The sequence below is a fragment of the Variovorax sp. OAS795 genome (assembly GCF_040546685.1).
GTDB lineage: Bacteria > Pseudomonadota > Gammaproteobacteria > Burkholderiales > Burkholderiaceae_C > Variovorax.
Genome location: NZ_JBEPOH010000001.1, coordinates 423,699 through 437,527, shown reverse-complemented (window position 1 = coordinate 437,527; position 13,829 = coordinate 423,699). Strand labels below are relative to the sequence as shown.

Below are 13,829 nucleotides of genomic sequence, written 5' to 3'. Positions count from 1 at the left end.
CAATGCGCTTGGCGCTACTTGGCCCTGCGAGTTCGATCCACTTGCAACGTTGGGTCGCAGCGTTAGCGAGCCGGGGCCATGAATTGCTTGTGATTTCTCAGCACCGGTGCGACAGAGAGTTGCTGCCCGCTTCGGTGGAGATTGCTTGGCTGCCACATCAAGGCTCGTTGGGCTACTTTCGCAACGCGCTCTTGTTGCGTCGAACACTCGCGCGGTGGCAACCGGACCTATTGAATGTGCACTACGCGAGCGGCTACGGCACAACGGCGGCCCTATGCGGATTTGGTCCCACCCTACTTTCTGTATGGGGCAGCGACGTGTATGACTTTCCGTATGAGAGTTTTTTGAAGGGGCGGCTCATTCGTTGGAACTTGCGGCGTGCGACGGCACTTGCATCGACTAGTCGCGCGATGGCGCAGCAAGTGCAACGCTTGACACCAGAGCGCCGCGAGATTGCGGTGACACCATTTGGCGTCGACCTCGCGCATTTTTCACCTCGATTGCTTCGACTGGCGCCAGACGGGCTGATGATCGGAACCGTCAAATCACTTGCGCCGAAGTATGGTGTGGACCTTCTGCTCCACGCCTTTTCCGAGTTGCTGGCGGACGCCGAGGTCCATGCGGTGGCAGCTGAACTCAAGTTGCTCATTGTTGGTGATGGCCCGGAGCGCGCGGCGTTGGAAGCACTCGCCTGGGAACTTGGCATTGAACAGCGCACACAATTCAAGGGCGCTGTGGCTCATGTGACTGTTCCACTATGGCTTGGTTGTCTGGACATCTACGTCGCGCCGAGTCGCATGGACAGTGAAAGCTTCGGTGTCGCTGTAATTGAGGCCAGTGCGTGTGCATTGCCAGTGGTGGTGAGCGACGTAGGAGGGCTGCCAGAGGTAGTGCGAGACGGTGAAACCGGGATCGTAGTGCCTCGTAACGACGTCTCAACACTGCGCGAGGCGCTCAAGTGCTTGGTTCTCGATCCAAGTCGACGCAATGAACTTGGACGACAGGGGCGAGCTTGGGTTGAGCAAGAGTACGAATGGGGACATTGCATCACTCAAATGGAGCAATGCTATGAAGACACGATTGCGCGCGCAAAAAGGTGATGACTCAATGAGTGGCTTGATTTTTTCCCCTCTCAACCGTATTGGTTAGTCTTAAAGGCGCTGAAACAGAACCAGCTGTCCAGTTCTTGGAGTTACATGAACCTCATTACCGTCGTCGGTGCACGACCCCAATTTATCAAGGCTGCGGCTCTGAGCAGCGAACTGCAGAAGCGTACCGGCATGCAAGAAAGGCTGCTTCACACCGGTCAGCACTTCGACGACAACATGTCGAACGTATTCTTTCGTGAGCTTGGTATACCGGCACCTTGTTGGAATCTGGGCGTGAATGGTGGTCCCCATGGAGCGATGACCGGAGCGCAGCTCGAAGGCATCGAACGGGTGCTGATGAAAGAGAAACCTGATGCTGTCCTGGTCTATGGCGACACTAATTCCACGCTTGCCGGCGCGCTGGCGGCAGCCAAGCTCCACATCCCTGTCGCGCACGTCGAGGCAGGACTTCGATCATTCAACCGGCGAATGCCCGAGGAAGTCAACCGGGTCTTGACGGATCATGTGGCGCACTGGCTGTTCGCGCCAACGGAAGCGGCAGTTCTCAATCTACATAGCGAGGGAATCACCGGTTCCAAAATTCAGCTGGTAGGTGACGTGATGTGCGATGCCGCGCTGCATTTCGTTGCTGTCGCCGCCGCCCGGACTCAAGGCCCGCAGGTGCTCGAAGGCCTGTCAGGCCGCCCTTTCGTACTCGCGACCATTCATCGCGCCGAAAACACCGACAACAGCGAGGCCCTTCAAACCATCGTGCAAGCACTGCTCGAACTGGCGCGCGACATCGATGTGGTCTGGCCTTTGCATCCTCGAACTCGGGGCGTACTCGCAAACCTGGGACTGAATGTGAATGCGAATGCGGGGCTGCACTGCATCGAGCCCCTGGGCTATCTCGACATGATCCAGATGGAGCAGTCGGCTCAAATGATCGTCACCGACTCGGGAGGCGTCCAGAAGGAAGCCTTCTTCTTCGGCAAACCGTGCGTCACGCTGCGCGACGAAACCGAATGGATCGAATTGGTAGAGGCTGGCTGGAATCGCCTGGCGCCCCCCACTTCTGCCGCAGCATTGCAGACCGCGTTCCGCGCGGCACTGGGTACAACGGGCAAGGCCATCGAGCCGTACGGTCGGGGCGATGCTGCGCGGCGCATCGCGGACATCCTTCAAGCATCGTCCCTGTGAAGATTCTGCTGATCAATCACTATGCCGGTTCCCTTCGGCATGGCATGGAATACCGGCCGCACTACCTGGCGCGCGAGTGGGTTCGTTCCGGCCACACGGTGCGCATCGTGGCCGCATCCCAATCGCACGTACGCAGCATCCAGCCGGAGTTCGTCGGTCGCCGGCACCAGGAAAATGTCGATGGCGTCGACTACCTTTGGTATCGCACGCCTTCCTATAGAGGAAACGGAGTTGGACGTGCATTGAACATCGCCACGTTCTGCACGCAGCTGATGTGGGACGCGAAGCGGTTGGCACGCGAATTCAAGCCCGATGTCGTGGTGGCGTCCAGTACCTATCCCATGGACATCTGGCCCGCCCATCGCATTGCACGACTATGTTCGGCCAAACTGGTGCACGAGGTTCACGATCTCTGGCCTCTCTCGCCAATGGAGCTCAATGGCATGTCGGCGCGTCATCCGTTCATCGCCGTATGCCAGATGGCAGAAGACTTTGCCTGCAAGCGCTCGAATGCTGTGGTGTCCATGCTGCCCAAGGTTCAAGACCACATGGCTGCGCACGGGTTGGATCTGTCCAAGCTGCATATCGTGCCTAACGGCGTGTCTACCGAAGAGTGGGACAACGTCAACGAGACCTTTGCGCCGGAGATTGCGCAGCACATCCAGAAGGCCCAGAGTGAGGGCCGCCTCGTGGTGGCCTATGCGGGCGCGCATGGTTTGGCCAATGCGCTGGACTCCTTGCTCGATGCCGCGGCCATCCTGCTGTCGGAGCCATTCAGTTTCGTTCTGATCGGTGGCGGGCCTGAACGGGAGCGGCTGAAACGCCGGGTTGCTTCAGAAGGCTTGCACAACGTAGCCATGTTTGGCCCCATCCCCAAGGGTCAGATCTCGCCCATGTTGGCCGCCGTCGATGTGGCGTACATCGGCTTGCAGAGCGTGCCGCTGTTCAGGTTCGGCATCGCTCCAAACAAGTTGATGGACTACATGATGGCTGGTTGCGTGGTACTCAGTGCGATCGAAGCTGGAAACGATCCGGTGGCAGAAGCAGGGTGCGGCGTTTCAGTGCAGGCTGAATCTGCTCCAGACATTGCGCAGGGTCTTCGAATAATCGCGTCAATCGATCCAGATGTTCGGCGGCAGATGGGTTTGCGCGGAAGATCCTATGTCCAGGAGCATCACACTTGGCCCGTTCTGGCCAAGCGCTTCATCGAGGCCGTGTCTTGAAAAGCAGAGACTCGAACGCAGGGCCGGGGCAAGAGCTCGATGCCGTGCGCGCACGCTACCAACGAAGAAACGCCGAGGTACCGGACCGGCGCTACAGCTTTCTGAATCCCGCAGTTTGGCAAACGGTGCACGAGCGTCAGCGCGCGCTGCTCCGCCTGATCTCTCATTTGGGTTGGCTCGATCTGAGTGAAAAGAGCCTGGTCGAGGTGGGATGCGGAAGCGGCGGTAATCTGCTGGAGCTGCTCCGCTTTGGCTTTGATGCGGCGCACCTGCAAGGGATTGAACTGCTCGAGGAGCGCTACGCTGAAGCGCGCCGCATACTGCCAGCGGAGTTGAGGCTTGCCCAAGGCGATGCCTGCGAGTGGAACATCGCACCCGGGAGCCAGGACATCGTTTTCCAATCGACCGTCTTTTCCTCGCTGCTCGACGACGCATTCCAACAGCGCTTGGCCAGTGCCATGTGGAACTGGGTAAAGCCAGGCGGAGGGGTGCTCTGGTATGACTTCACGTTCGACAATCCCAACAACACCGATGTGCGCGGTGTCTCCCTGCGCCGAGTGCGCGAGTTGTTTCCAAACGGACAAGTGAGCGCGCAACGTGTGACGCTTGCACCGCCCATCGCACGCCGCGTTGCACGGGTACACCCCTCGCTCTACAGCTTGTTCAACTTAGTTCCGCTGCTCCGCACGCACGTGCTGGCGTGGATCGCCAAACCATCGAACTGACATCCCCATGACCTCGCAGCCACCGTTTCTGCCTTTTGCGCTGCCGGACACCGGGGAAGAAGAGATTGCCCTGGTTGCTGAGGCTATTCGTTCGGGATGGGTGACCACCGGCCCCAAGGCCAAGCGCTTCGAACAGGAAGTCGCCGCATTCCTCGGCGATGAACGGCTCCACTGCATGGCCGTCAATTCGGCAACCGCTGGCCTTCACCTTGCCTTGGAGGCACTCGGTGTGGGTCCAGGTGACGAGGTCATCACCACGACGCACACCTTCACCGCTACCGCCGAAGTGGCGCGCTATCTCGGTGCCGATGTGGTGCTGGTCGACATCGATCCTCGCACGCTTTGCATCGACGTGAATCAGGTCGAGGCTGCAATCACCGCACGCACCAAGGCAGTCATCCCCGTTCACTACGCTGGCCTTGCCGCGGACATGCCCGCGCTGATGGCAATCGCGCGCAAGCATGGCCTCAAGGTGGTGGAAGACGCCGCACACGCATTGCCCACGACATCCGCGGGCCGGCTCGTGGGAACGCTCGATTCCGACTTCACGGTGTTCAGTTTCTACGCCAACAAGACAATCTCTACGGGCGAGGGCGGCATGGTCGTGACCCGCGACGCGGCCCTTGCCGAGCGCGTCAAGATCATGCGTCTGCATGGCATCAATCGCGATGCATTCGATCGCTTTCGCTCGACAACGCCGGCCTGGTACTACGAGGTGGTCGCTCCCGGTTTCAAATACAACCTGACCGACATTGCTGCGGCCATGGGCCTCGCCCAATTGGCGAAGTTGCCGCGTTTTCTGGAGCGCCGCCAATACCTGGCGGCCCGCTATCGCGAGCAGTTGTCGAGCCTGCCGCTGATCCTTGCACCAGAGCCTCCGCCCGGCGAAACACATGCGTGGCATCTCTATGTGATTCGCCTCGATGCCACCGCCCGGCTGGGCCGCGACGCGTTGATCCAGGCGTTGTCCGATCGCGGCATCGGCACCAGCGTGCACTACATTCCTCTGCATCGGCAGCCCTACTGGCGTGACCGCTACAGCCTCAACGCCGAGATGTTTCCGCATTCAGAAGCCGCGTACCAGCGGATGCTCAGCATCCCTCTTTTCACCGCAATGACCGATGCCGATCAGGATCGGGTCATTGCCGCCTTGCACGAGCTACTGGGTTGAGAGCAATGGCCAAGCGGGCTTTCGATGTGCTGGTTTCGATCTGCGCGATCGTGTTGCTGTCCCCTTTGCTGATTGCACTCGCAGCTTGGGTCAAGATCGACTCGAAAGGCTCCGCGTTGTTTCGCCAAACGCGCGTGGGAAGGCATGGCGTCCCGTTCGAGATCCTCAAGTTCAGGACCATGCGCGCGGATGCATCGGCGGAAGGCCCGCAAATCACCGTGGGCAACGATTCGCGCATCACACGCGCCGGCGCAATCCTGCGCCGCTACAAGCTCGATGAGCTGCCGCAGTTCTTCAATGTCCTGCGCGGCGAGATGAGTGTCGTGGGCCCCCGACCCGAAGTGCCCCGCTACGTTGCGCTCTATACAGAACGGCAAAAGGCGGCTGTGTTGAGCATGCGGCCGGGCATCACCGATGCAGCGTCTCTTGCCTTCAGGAACGAGTCGGAGCTGTTGGCAAAGGCGGACGATCCTGAAAGCTTTTATACCCAGGTGATTTTGCCGGCAAAGCTTGCGCAAGCGGAAGCGTATGTGGCGACGCACAGCCTTGGCGGCGACATCCGAATAGTGCTACGTACCGTCGCGATGCTCGCCGCACGGTAGTGCCGGGCCGCACTGACAATGCTGCTTTGAGCCCGGACTACTCGTCCGCGCTTGCTGTGCAAGTGGTGTCGGTCGCAGGCTTGCAAGCCCGGGCACGCCCAGACTTGGCGATGACAATGCGGCGCGTCTGCTCGGATAGCGCTGCACCGCTCAAGTCGTTTCGGGCGATGGTCATCGTGAGGGCGCCGAAACCGGCCGTTTTCGTTTTCGCATACCCGGATGCATCGAACATGATGTAGGCCGGTGTTTCGCTCGCGGTGCCCTGTCCGGTGGCGCTGAAGTAGCTTGCCAGCGCCGGTTGCTGGATCACGGTGAAGTCTCCCGTATTCAGTGTGCCGCTCCGATCCTGGTCTACGAAGACTGTCCAGCCCGAGCTCCAGTCGGCGCCGGTTGCCGGCACAAGCATGGCATTCATGCCGCGCTTCATCGCCTCGCCTCTCGCTGCATTGACGGCTGCAACGAATGAATTGGTAGCGGAAGTCAGCTCGGAGTTTCTCTGGAAGTTCACGAAGCTCGGCGCGGCCACGACAAGCAGTACCGCCGCAATGGCGACGGTGACCATCAACTCGATCAGGGTGAAGCCAGCAAGCCGGCGTGAAGGGGGAGCGTTCATGGCCAGCAAAGCTTGGTGTTGGGAGGATTGCCGCTGCAGCTTTTGACGCCGGTACTGGTCATGCTTAGCACGCCGACCACCGAATCAGTTCGGACGGGACTTGCTTCGACGCGAACGCAGTCACGCAACGACATGCCAGCAGAACATTCCTTCGCCGATAGCCGATAAGACGGATTGGAAGCGTTGTCACCGCTGAAAGTCTTGAACGTCGTGGCGGCTCCCGCGGGATCAGTCACGCCGTTCGTGTTGCTGAATCCTAGATATGTACCCCGCTGCGTCATATAGCGCTCCTGCTGCTGCATCAACTCCAGCACCGCAGTCCTGCCTTCTGCACGGCGACCCTTCATGACCGAGTCCTGGTAGGCGGGATAGGCAATTGAAGCAAGGATGCCGACGATCGCGACGACGATCATCAACTCGATGAGCGTGAAGCCTCTTTGGATGGGCGGCTTTTTCATGGTGCGTTCTTCAAGTCTTGATAGTTGTTGATCTGGCGCCAGCTCAGGCGGCCGGCGACGATCGTCTTGGTTGTCTTGTCGCCGGAACCCGATGCGGTATCGATGCCGCCGGAGCCTTGCTTGATCACCTGGCTTGTGATCGTCCGGGTTCGGCGCCCGGTGCTGTTGCTGACCGTCTCGGTCGAACTGGCGAGCTCGATCACCAGCGGTTGGCCGAGGATGCCCACGGTCGACACCCGGTAATCGCCGTCACCAGTGTCCACATCCAACCGGTACTCGTTACCGCTTCCGCCGCTCACGCCGCAAGCACTGGCGCCGCCGGTCGAACCTGGGATCAGGCTGCCGAAGATCAGCGTCTGGCCGTTCAGGAGGGCATTGCTGATCTGCTTCTCTCCGCTGGTCGCGTAGTCGAAGTACCAGCCGGACCGCTGGGTGGCGTCCGCATCGGACGTCGCCCGGCCCCACACGAAGGGTGCGATGGCAACAGTCCGTGCGGTCGTGTCCACCGTGCCTGCCTGCAGTCGGGCGCGGCCGCTGATCACGCTGGCACCGGCAGGGCTGGCGTCAGGCGTTGTCGACCCGTTGTCGTGCACTGCGTAGAAAGTGTTCTGGGGCGTCGATGAACGATCGTCGGCTTCCAGGTATTTGCCGGTTCCGAATGCAACGTAGGTGCTGTTGCCGCGTTTGCCGGCAATCAGCGCCGGGGCCATCGAAATAGGCTGGACCTTGCCGGTGCTGTCCTTGGCAATGAAAAGCGGGTAAGGCACCGGACTGGCATCCGTGCCCTTGTTGAAGGCGGAAAGCTTGTCGATGTTCCAGTTGCTGACTCCGAAGGGCCGGAAGTCGAGCTTCCACACCTTGCCGTGCAGGTCGCCGGCAAAAACCTGCGTCACTTCGCGTTCCGCGCCAGGAACGGCCGAGAAGTTGATCACGCCTGGCGCCACAGTCTGTGCCAAGGTGGTGTCGACAGGCAGGGAGACCTTGTAGTAGTTGGATCCGAGCGTCCAGGCCGTCGCGGCAGGCTTGGCAAGGTCGAGAATGAACAGGGCGGGGCGGCCCGTCGAACTGAACACGCCCGCACTGTCCCTCACGTAGTTGTTCACGCCGCTGGCGACCAGGGCAAACCATTTGTATGTGGCTGCGGCGCCGGCTGCGCTGGTGCGCATTTTCAGTATCTGCGGCTTGCCGACTACAAAGCCCAGATCGGCATCGTCCGCGTTGGTGAACTCCCACATCACCTTCGTTGCATCGAAGGCTGCAGGGTTGGTCACGTCCAGTGCAAAGACGCCGCGGCCACCGGCGCCGGTGCCTGAAACCAGCACCGTTTTCCAGTCGGCCTTGGTGCCGGCAGATCCGACTTGCGCCTCGGCCACCGCAGGCGATGCGTCGACGTAGCTCTGGTGGTCGGACACGTAGGTGGGCGACGCGAGTGCCGAAAGCTTGGGTCCGAGCCAGCTGGGGATGTACCCGAAAAGCTCGTCGCCTGTTCCCGCGTTGAAGGCATGCAGCATGCCGTCGTTGGCGCCGACGAAGACGGCAGCTGTCCGGCTCAGGTTGTCTTGCCGGAAGGCCGCGTAGGTGGTGGAACTGATGGTTGAGGGCGGCGCTCCGGAATACGCAACGCCAGAATTGATGATGTCGCCAAGCAGCTTGTTGTTGCGGCGGCGGAACGTGGTGCCTTCGCTCGCCGAGCTTCCACGCAGGTAGTTCAGCCGCGCTTCGCCTTGCGTGTCTGCTGCGGCGGCGGGTGAAGGCTTGTTGAGGTGGGCCTTCATCTCGGTGGAGATCGCGCTCCAGGTAAATGCCGTTGCCGTTGTTGCGGCCGTCGCACCCGCATTGCCGATCACGATGTTGCGGGAGGTCGCTGGCGCGGAGAGCGCTGCCAGGCGATCGGAGGCGCTCCAGGTCGCGGTCGAGCTGATGGAGACATTGCCATTCGTATCCGCGCTGACGCCGAACGCCTGCAAGTCTCCGGACCAGTTCGACGTGTCGAAGGAGCCCTGGTAGATCTTGTTGTCCGCCGTGAGCTTTTGCGATGCAACGGCGGTGCCCGCGATGCTTCGCGCTGTGGTCGATGCCCGGCTGAAGATGCTGTCGAAGGCGCTCAGCACGCCGCGTGCGCTGCTTTGCAGGTAGTACGTTCCTGCTTCGCCGGGATGGTCCGGGTCTTGCCAGACGTCATTGTTGGCCGTGCCATCTTCCTTGCGGAACGGATTGCCGTAGGTATTGAATGGCTTGCTGCCCAGATTGCTGCTGTCGGACTCGAAGCCGCCGTACTTGGACGCCGTGAAGAACTGATTCCGTGTACGCCGGGTGTTGGCGTTGTTCTGGTCGCCGTACTCGTTGACGTCGAAGATGAAGGTCTTCACCCGCAAGCCAGGCCGTTGCTTGGCGGGCTCGTCGGTCCAGCCAGCGCCTCGAATGTCGTGCGTGTGGGCCCAGTAGGAGTAGCCGATGATGGCGTCTCCCTTCGGGTTGGTGTTGACCGCATTGGGGTTGCTTGTCTGCCGCGTGGTGCCTGCGCCGTCGGTATAGCTGCGAACGACGCCCTTCTCGAAGTCCTGGACGACACCGGTCCATGTGCCTAGATTGGGAATGTTGCCCGCAGCATTGGCTGCCGGAAAGCGGCTTCCGTCATGCGTATTGATGTCCCCGATGACCACGATGTTGTTCTTCAGGCAGGCATAGGCGCCGGTGTTGGTGCGTCCGCCACCGAATGGATCGAGGTTGGTCCAGTCGGTGTAGACCGGAAAGCCGTCCCTCAGCGTGTCTGTGATGCCGGTGATGGCGTCCGGGCTGGGCCCCAGACCCTGCATGTATCGCAAGGTCTCGTAGTAGAGCTCGCTCACCGGGTCGTACTTCTTGTACTTGCCGGGTGTGCCGGTGCGGCCGAACTTGTTGAGGTAGTTGACGACGCCGCTGATGCCCATGGCATGCGCGTCCGGATTGGCCTTGAAGACCCCGGTGGTTGCATCCCACTCCGCATTCGCGTTGCCCGATGCAGGTGTGCTGTCCTGGCCATAGATATCGAAGGTCTTCGCGCCCACGTACTTCATGGGTGCGCGCAACACGCCACCGTAGCGGCCACCGTCGTAGCTGGCGGTTTGCTCCAGCAGGTAGCCGAAGGCCGCAAGCCGCAACTGGTCGCTGTATTTCTGCACCACGCCGCCCGGCTTGAAATTGCCGCTCGGGTACTTGGTGCAGAACGGATAGTCGCGGGTGTCGAGCAGATTGCCGGCGCTGTCCTTCTGGCAAACCTGCACCCGGGCATAGAAGAATCCATCGCCACCGGCTGGCGCCGTCCATGACCCGGAATAGGCGCGCGTGTAGCACGCCTTGGCCGAGCCATTGATGGGGTCGCCGAACACAGCGTTGCTGCACGCCGTGCTGAGGTTGGCGGGAGCCACTTTCCATTTCTTGTCTGCGCCATACCAGACCTCCTTGACGCCCGTGAAGCTGCAGGTCTGGCCTTCATTGGCACAAAAGGTCAGGTCGTTGGGCGGATTCTTCTTGTCGTCGATGGGGCCGATGGCGGCCGCCGGCGGAGGGTTGCCCAGCGAGTAGCTGCCTGTATCGCCGCATCCACCGCCTCGGGCCGTTCCAAAGTACATGCGGTTCAGCGTGTTGCCGACGAAGATGTCGTTGTTGCCCGCGGCCGCGATCATGGCTGCCGGCACTGCGCCCCAGAATGCCTTGCCGCTCGCGCCGCCTGCGCGCAGGAGCCGCTTGGCCGGAAAGTTGGTGCTGTTCCACATGCAGACCGGGTCGCCGTTGGGGATCACCGCGCGCTGAAGAATGGTGAGATCGGTCGTGTCGATGTAGCGGTCGCCACCGGAGAGCGCCAGCCGAAGCATGTCGATGGCGGAGTTGCCGGCCCAGTTCAGGAAGTTGCCGCTGAACGCGTTGGGATACGCGTCGGCACAGGTGCGGCTGGTGGCCCGCCCGACACGATCGAAGCGCTTGTAGTCGGCGGCAGTGAAGCCTGTTGCAGGCGTTTCGGTGGGCGCATTGTTGTAGGCGTAGCAAGACTCCGCGTCGTAGTAACCGAGGTACTCGTTCGTGTTGCTGTAGGTGTTGTCGTCGGCGCCGCCCGGGGTGTACTGCGCACCGACAGTCGGAAACTCCACGGAGAGTGCAAGTGCGAGCGTCGGCTTGTCGCCGGATGTCGTGGCGTAGAGCGGGTCGCTCGAAAGGCTGATGGCCTTGAAGGCCGGTGCCGAGGTCTGGCTGTTGACCACGAAAGAGATCGCAAGAGCCGCGAGCGGCAGGGCGAACCACAAGGCGGAGCGCTGCCGGGACGACCACAAGCGCGGATGAATCGCGAATTCCCATGTGCGCGAAGCTTGCGAGGCAAAGGCGCGCAAAGGAGATTTTTGGTGTTTGTTCATTTGCATTGCCGCCTCAGTCGCGGTAAAGAATTTGCGCGACAGCCTGGATGTCATCGCGCGGACCAAAGCCCATTGCCGTCACCCGATAGACGTAGGTGGGCGGCTTGTCGAATGTCTTGTCGCGGTTCAGCGGATCGGAGATCGGCTCGATGATGTAGCGCGGCACCTTGGCGGGTTGAACGCCGGTCTGTCCTGCAGCGAAGGTGCGGCTGGTGAAAAGCCCGAACGGAACGGTTTTTGCGCCAGTGGCTTCGCTGGTGAAGTCGGCGACCAGCCAGGCTGGTTTGCCTGTTTCCACCAAGGCACACAAGCCCTTGCTGTTGCCGGTGGTGCCGCATCCGGCAACGAAGTCGTTGGTGTTGTTCATGCTCGTGAACAGCGCCTTGCGGGTGGCCGTGCCCGGCCCATGAATGTCGAACTCGGCATCCATCAGCGCGGCTTCGGCTGCTTGCCATGCCACCTGCATGTCGCGGTCGTTTCGCGCACCCCGCTCCGCCATCATGGCAATCTGGGCGCCGCCGACCCCGAGGATCGAGACGATGATCAGGATCAGCATCACGACGATGAGCGATGCGCCTCGCTCCTGACCGCGCAAAGCCGAAGGAGAGCTCGATGAACGCTGGGCGAGGTATGTCATAGGCCCTGGTCGTTGCGCAGGTGGATCGTGAAAGAGACGGTCTGGCGCAGCCGGCCGTCCGGTGTGGGCTGGAACGAGGTTCCCGCATCGGCCGAATTGGCGAATGCCGATCCGAGGTCACCCCCCGCCGTACCCTTGGCGGCGCCGAAGGGCAGGAAGGTCTGTGCCGCCATGTCCTGGCTGGAGCCCGGCGCACTGCGCAGCACCATGCCAACGCGAATGCTTCGAACCCGGCGCCAGTTGGCCTTCGTGTCGTTGGCAGAACCGGCGACCGTCATCTGGTCGGCCCGCAGGTAGCTGTCCGGCACATCGGGCGCGGCCGCGGTCGCGGAAGGCGCGGTATTGGCAGTGACGCCATCCACGCCGTAAAGCAACTGGAAGTTTTCGACGCCCTGAATCACCGGCACGGTGGTCCACGGTGCTGCGCCGGTGCTCGAATAGGTGCACATCAAGGTCGGCTCTCCCTGGCTGATCGCCACATGGAAGATGCTGACGATGCGGCGGTCGTACGCCTGCGCGACTTTTGCCGGATCGATGTCCTTGGGGTTCGGCACGCTTGCCACGGTGTTGCCGGCGCAATCGATCATCGTCTGGTCGGCCACCACCGCCTTGGTGCTGTCTTCCGAATTGCTGTAGAGCTGCGACGCCTGGTACCTCAGGACGAGGATGTCGCTTCCATAGCCCACCACCCCGGTGGTGCGAGCCGTCGATGCGGTGGTCGGATTGGTTGCATCCAGCAGCGCGTTGTTGAAACCACCGACGTTCGCGTCGCGCGCGGCATCATCGGAAGTCAAGCCGGCCGCGATGAAAACGTCGCGATAGCCTGCCTGCGCACCGACGCGCTGGATCAGGTCGGCTGCAAAACGGCCGCTGTCGCGCAGCTGCGAAGCAGCATCCACCGTTGTGAAGCCCCGTCGCGCGACGGTGAGCGCGGCAACGGCCGCCAGGACGATGACAAGCCCGATGACCATGGCCACGAGCAGCTCGATCAGCGTCAGGCCGCGCATGGATCGCGTGCGTGCCGTCACAGCGTGCTCCCCGCAGTGACCGGCAGAATCACGGAGGGTGCGGCGGCCTGGTCGAGGGTCGTGTCGCCCCGGCGGGTGCTGGTGCGCGTCCAGCCGATCTTCACCACGACGACATCGGTGGTCGCGCTGCTCGTGCAGGTCCATGTGGGCAGGCCTGATGAGCCGTAGGGGGCCGAATCGTGGCAAATTTTGACGTGGGCGCCGGGCAGCTCGGCGTCGACGCGGGCCAGCCATTCCGTCAACTCTGCCTGCGCCGTGGCTTCCGCCGTGGCGCAAGTCGCCCCCACTGCCATGCAATAGTTGGCCGTGCCTGGGACCAGTGGGCTCGAAAAATCGCCGAGGTACGGATTTCCGGTGGCAAGCAAAGCAACCGCTTTGTTCCCCCGCATCATCTCGGCGAACTCGCGGGCAAGTACCGTGGCGGCGGACTGCAGCCGCGCATCCCGGTTGGCCTGGAGCGACGCGGCCTGGAGGCCTACCATCCCGAGCAGCCCGAAAGACAGCACCACGATGGCTATCAGAACCTCGATGAGGCTGAAGCCCGCGTTCGCCGCTCGGCGGCCGGAAACCAAGAGTGTTTTCATCTCTTCAACGTTTGCAAACGTGTCCAAATGTGACGGTCGATCGTAAGTTTTGCGTGGTGCCCTTGTCACACCCGCTCGTCTCCCGTCCGTAGCCATTCGTCGGCCCGCCCGC

12 protein-coding genes are annotated in these 13,829 nt (G+C 61.7%); 6 read left to right on the top strand and 6 right to left on the bottom strand.

Features of this window, described 5'->3' with window-relative positions:
- Window positions 1-2 precede the first annotated feature (2 nt).
- The 6 genes from ABID97_RS02165 to ABID97_RS02140 all read left to right on the top strand — a co-directional run bounded on the left by ABID97_RS02165 (window position 3) and on the right by ABID97_RS02140 (window position 6,009).
- The gene (locus ABID97_RS02165) at window positions 3-1,100 is read left to right on the top strand and encodes a glycosyltransferase (RefSeq protein ID WP_354396928.1); all 1,098 of its coding nucleotides are present in this window, start codon (window positions 3-5) and stop codon (window positions 1,098-1,100) included.
- A 96-nt stretch (window positions 1,101-1,196) separates the two neighbouring features.
- Window positions 1,197-2,288, top strand: a complete 1,092-nt coding sequence (gene wecB / locus ABID97_RS02160; protein ID WP_354396927.1) for a non-hydrolyzing UDP-N-acetylglucosamine 2-epimerase — start codon at window positions 1,197-1,199, stop codon at window positions 2,286-2,288.
- On the top strand, window positions 2,285-3,511 hold the full coding sequence (locus ABID97_RS02155; RefSeq protein ID WP_354396926.1) for a glycosyltransferase family 4 protein: 1,227 nt from the start codon (window positions 2,285-2,287) through the stop codon (window positions 3,509-3,511). Before wecB ends, ABID97_RS02155 begins: the two co-directional genes overlap by 4 nt.
- A 44-nt stretch (window positions 3,512-3,555) precedes the next feature.
- A complete protein-coding gene (locus ABID97_RS02150; RefSeq protein ID WP_354396925.1) occupies window positions 3,556-4,236 on the top strand; it encodes a class I SAM-dependent methyltransferase in 681 nt (226 codons plus the stop codon).
- Between the two features lie 7 nt (window positions 4,237-4,243).
- On the top strand, window positions 4,244-5,407 hold the full coding sequence (locus ABID97_RS02145; protein ID WP_354396924.1) for a DegT/DnrJ/EryC1/StrS family aminotransferase: 1,164 nt from the start codon (window positions 4,244-4,246) through the stop codon (window positions 5,405-5,407).
- 5 nt (window positions 5,408-5,412) lie between these two features.
- Window positions 5,413-6,009: a sugar transferase gene (locus ABID97_RS02140; protein ID WP_354396923.1), complete on the top strand. Its 597-nt coding sequence runs from the start codon at window positions 5,413-5,415 to the stop codon at window positions 6,007-6,009.
- Window positions 6,010-6,046: 37 nt separating this feature from the next.
- On the opposite strand, the gene ABID97_RS02135 is transcribed toward ABID97_RS02140, so the two are convergent.
- Genes ABID97_RS02135 through pilV form a run of 6 tightly spaced genes read right to left on the bottom strand, consistent with a single transcriptional unit; the run spans window position 6,047 to window position 13,717 of the window.
- Window positions 6,047-6,622, bottom strand: a complete 576-nt coding sequence (locus ABID97_RS02135; RefSeq protein ID WP_354396922.1) for a GspH/FimT family pseudopilin — start codon at window positions 6,620-6,622, stop codon at window positions 6,047-6,049.
- The gene (locus tag ABID97_RS02130; protein WP_354396921.1) at window positions 6,619-7,080 is read right to left on the bottom strand and encodes a type IV pilin protein; all 462 of its coding nucleotides are present in this window, start codon (window positions 7,078-7,080) and stop codon (window positions 6,619-6,621) included. The genes ABID97_RS02135 and ABID97_RS02130 overlap by 4 nt, the downstream gene beginning before the upstream one ends.
- Window positions 7,077-11,468 (bottom strand): pilus assembly protein, encoded by a 4,392-nt coding sequence (locus ABID97_RS02125; RefSeq protein WP_354396920.1) that lies wholly within the window; start codon window positions 11,466-11,468, stop codon window positions 7,077-7,079. Before ABID97_RS02125 ends, ABID97_RS02130 begins: the two co-directional genes overlap by 4 nt.
- A gap of 13 nt (window positions 11,469-11,481) precedes the next feature.
- Window positions 11,482-12,105: a pilus assembly PilX family protein gene (locus ABID97_RS02120; protein ID WP_354396919.1), complete on the bottom strand. Its 624-nt coding sequence runs from the start codon at window positions 12,103-12,105 to the stop codon at window positions 11,482-11,484.
- Window positions 12,102-13,133 (bottom strand): PilW family protein, encoded by a 1,032-nt coding sequence (locus tag ABID97_RS02115; protein WP_354396918.1) that lies wholly within the window; start codon window positions 13,131-13,133, stop codon window positions 12,102-12,104. Before ABID97_RS02115 ends, ABID97_RS02120 begins: the two co-directional genes overlap by 4 nt.
- The gene (gene pilV, locus ABID97_RS02110) at window positions 13,130-13,717 is read right to left on the bottom strand and encodes a type IV pilus modification protein PilV (RefSeq protein WP_354396917.1); all 588 of its coding nucleotides are present in this window, start codon (window positions 13,715-13,717) and stop codon (window positions 13,130-13,132) included. The genes ABID97_RS02115 and pilV overlap by 4 nt, the downstream gene beginning before the upstream one ends.
- Between the last annotated feature and the right edge of the window lie 112 nt (window positions 13,718-13,829).